The sequence below is a fragment of the Psychrobacter sp. 1U2 genome (assembly GCF_051847575.1).
Genome location: NZ_JBPYDC010001766.1, coordinates 1 through 529 on the forward strand (window position 1 = coordinate 1; position 529 = coordinate 529).

Below are 529 nucleotides of genomic sequence, written 5' to 3' on the forward strand. Positions count from 1 at the left end.
CTGTTTACGTCCTTTATAAAGATCCGTAGAACGGTAATAATCATATAAATGATGAAACAATACGTTTAGTACAGCGGATACAGGTAAGGCAATCAACATACCAACGAACCCTAATATACTTGCGCCTGCCAATACTGCAAATATCACCCAAAGTGGTGACAAGCCAATCTTATCACCCAGCAACAACGGCTGTAGAATATAACCTTCTGCTGCCTGACCTACCAAAAACGCACCCACTATTAAAGACAGATAAGTCCAATTTAAACCAAATTGGAAGAGACAAGCGATAACGGCAGCAATAAAACCAAGACCAAAGCCTAGATAAGGAACAAAGCTTGCGATACCTGCTCCCATACCGATGATTATACCAAGCTCAAGCCCAATAAGTTGTAATTGTACAGCATAAATGATTCCCAATAATACCATGACCAACAGCTGGCCTTTGATAAAAGCCATCAATGCACGATCACACTCTTGAGCAACCTCAATCACTGTTTTGCAATAAGCAGTGGGGATGGCAACTTTCCAG

Annotated in this window: 1 protein-coding gene; it reads right to left on the reverse strand. The window is 41.2% G+C overall.

What is annotated here, in order from left to right; genetic code table 11:
- On the reverse strand, positions 1-529 hold a 529-nt coding region (locus tag ACS8FD_RS24295; protein WP_439277727.1), incomplete at both ends, for an AI-2E family transporter.